This window comes from Flintibacter faecis, assembly GCF_014287875.1.
Classification (GTDB): domain Bacteria; phylum Bacillota; class Clostridia; order Oscillospirales; family Oscillospiraceae; genus Lawsonibacter; species Lawsonibacter faecis_A.
In genome coordinates this window covers 1-3110 of the sequence record NZ_JACOPN010000024.1, presented here as the reverse complement: position 1 = coordinate 3110, position 3110 = coordinate 1, and the positions used below count along the sequence as shown (strand labels likewise).

Here is a 3110-nt window from a genome sequence, read left to right as displayed (position 1 = left end):
ATCAAGGACATGAGCCGCATGGGTCGTGACTATCTGAAAGTCGGTCAGATTATGGAAATCCTGCGTCAGCGTGGCGTTCGCCTTATCGCCATCAATGACGGCGTGGACAGTGCCAGAGGGGACGATGATTTTACCCCTTTCCGCAACATTATGAACGAGTATTACGCCAGAGATACCAGCCGTAAAATCCGTTCCACTTTCCAGTCCAAAGGCAAGTCCGGCAAGCACCTCACAGGCACAGTCATTTACGGCTATCTCTGGAACGAAGCCAGAGACCAATGGTTGGTTGACCCCGAAGCCGCAGAGGTGGTCAAGCGTATCTTTGCCATGACGATTGAGGGCTACGGTCCGTATCAGATCGCCAGCAAGCTGAAAGAAGAAAAAATCCTCATTCCGTCCGCTTACCTTGCCCAGCACGGCGAGGGCGTGAACAAGAATAAGACTTTCAAAGATGTGTACGGCTGGGGTTCTTCCACCATTTGCAACATTCTTGAAAAGCGTGAGTATCTGGGACACACCATCAATTTTAAGACCCGAAAGCACTTCAAGGACAAGAAAAGCCATTATGTCCCGGAGGACGAATGGACAATTTTCGAGAATACCCATGAACCTATCATTGACCAGCAGACCTTTGACCTTGTGCAGAAAATCCGTGGGAATGTCAGACGCTACCCGGACGGCTGGGGCGAAGCAGCTCCCCTCACAGGCTTGCTTTATTGTGCCGATTGCGGCGGCAAGATGTATGTCCACCGCACCAACAACGGCAAGCGCATTTCTCAATACACCTGCTCACAGTACACCAAAGTTCCTTGCGGGACACTCTGTAAGACCCAGCACCGTATCAATGAAGATGTGGTACTGTCCCTTGTCTCTGAAATGCTGAAAGCCATTGCAGAGTATGCGAAGCATGACAGAGCCGAGTTTGTCCGTGTGGTGCAGGAAGCGCAGTCCAGCCAGCAGACGGCAGAGGTCAGGAAACAGCGGACACGCCTTGCCACCGCAAAGCAGAGAGTTTCCGAACTGGAAGTCCTGCTCTGCAAAATCTATGAGGACAACATTTTAGGCAAGCTGTCTGACAGCAGATACGCCACTCTGGACGCTCAATACGAAAAGGAACAGTCCGAGCTTACCGCTGAAATCTCTGTTCTGGAAAAGGCAGTCAAGAGCTATGAGAAGCACGAAAAGGACGCTGACCGTTTTATCGCTCTGATTGACAAATACGAGAACTTCGACAAGCTGACCATTGCCATGCTCAACGAGTTTATCGAGAAAATTCTTGTGCATGAGCGTGACCGCAAAGGCAGTATACAGACCACACAGGAGGTCGAGATTTACTTCAATTTCGTTGGGCGATTCGTTCCCCCAGCGTTTGGAGAAGTGGAGCTGACCCTGGAGGAATTGGAGGAAATCCGCAAGCGTGAGGAACGCAAGGACAGGCTTCATCAGAACTACTTGAAACGGAAAGCCAGCGGAGCACAGAAGCGATACGAGGACAAAATCAAGGAGAGGAAAAAGACGGAAATCGAAGCCAAGAAAGCCGCCATTCGTGCGGAGGATATTGCAAAGGGAGTGTTCGTTCCCGTCAGCAGTTTACCGCAGAGAGAGCCGATGAAAGGAGTACAAACAGCATGAATATCACTTACACACAGAACGGTGATTATCTTATCCCGAACATCATTATCCGCAAGACCAAGCCCCTCGGACACTACGGCAGACTTCGCAAGGCGTATCTGGAAATGCACCGCCCGATACTGTTCAATGAGCTGGTGCTATCCGACAAGCTCTTTGAGCATTGCGCCGAGATTGACGAAGCGGCACGAAACCGCATGGAGCTGATCGTGCGGTCACTGGCAGAGCAAAACGGCGTGACCGAGCAACTAAAAGCCAAAAACCAAATGGAATGGGTGCGGCAGATGAACGCTTGCAAGGCACAGGCAGAGGAGATTGTGAAAGCGGAATTGATTTATGATTGAGCGAGGAAGTCCGGGCAGAAAACTGTTCGGACTTTTCTCATATATTCCAAAGTTGCGATAGAATTGTTCACGAGTTTTATGGTATAATTTGAATGCGAAAAATCGTAGAATTGGAAGTTGGTAGGAGGTTGCTTTATGAGCCTTGATAGGAAAATAAATCGCATTCAATTTCTCTCAGGAAATTCGCTAAAGGTTATTGCTGTACTGACAATGCTTATTGACCATCTATGTAAAATTGTGCTGCAATGGCTGCTATCAAACTACTGGGGAGCTATGGCAGATAACGGGCAAATGTCGTGGGAGAGATTCCGAGAGATAGATTATTTCATACGGTTTGATTTGCAAAGCATTGGGACGATTGCTTTTCCGCTATTCTGTTTTTTGCTGGCAGAAGGATTCCAACACACAAGAAGTAAAAAACGCTATATTGGGTTGATGCTTGCATTTGCCCTTATTTCGGAAGTTCCATTTGACATAGGTTTCTTTAGTGCGTATTCACGAATGGAAGATACATTTCCGTTTTACTTGAAGTATCAAAATGTATTTTTCACCTTGTTTTTAGGCTTATTGACATTGGTATGCCTTGAAAGATTTTCGTGTAAATCAGACCTACCGGTGGATAGAATAAAATCAGCAGTCCTGCAAGTTCTCAGTGTAGTGCTTTTTTCCGGCATTGCGGAAGGAATCCATTGTGACTACGGTATGCAGGGGATCTTATTCATATCAGCATTTTATATTTGCCGTAATCACCGAATCTATCAAGTGTTGCTGTTCCTTTTGGCTTACATGGGGACAACGGGGAATCAACCGCCTTTATGTACGCTTCTTGCCTGCTTGCTTATTCTGCTATACAACGGAAAGCGTGGTAAACTGAAGCTAAAATACTTCTTCTATGTTTTTTATCCAGCACATATCCTTGTCCTATATTTGATTCAGATAGAACTCGGAAAATACTTACTGAAATGACTAATTGCAGTTTGTCGAGAAATTAAGCCGGAGCAAACCCCTTTAGGAACTAAAGGGCGCACTTCTATACTCTCTGTCGAGAGTAGTGCGTCCTGCGGAGCTTCATTCTCCGTCAGCAGAAGAAAACTGCATGACCGAGAATGTTGCGTCACTTCGTTCCGTCAAGGTGGC

Annotated in this window: 3 protein-coding genes; all 3 read left to right on the top strand. The window is 47.1% G+C overall.

Going from position 1 to position 3110, the window contains the following annotated elements:
• On the top strand, positions 1-1632 hold a 1632-nt coding region (locus H8S55_RS13790; protein WP_186879351.1), incomplete at its 5' end, for a recombinase family protein.
• Positions 1629-1973 carry a TnpV protein gene (locus H8S55_RS13785; RefSeq protein WP_117492252.1) on the top strand — a complete coding sequence of 115 codons (345 nt, stop codon included), beginning with the start codon at positions 1629-1631 and terminating at the stop codon, positions 1971-1973. The genes H8S55_RS13790 and H8S55_RS13785, both read left to right, overlap by 4 nt.
• 135 nt (positions 1974-2108) lie before the next feature.
• Entirely contained in the window at positions 2109-2939 is an 831-nt protein-coding gene (locus H8S55_RS13780; protein WP_117492254.1) for a TraX family protein, read from the top strand.
• Positions 2940-3110 lie beyond the last annotated feature (171 nt).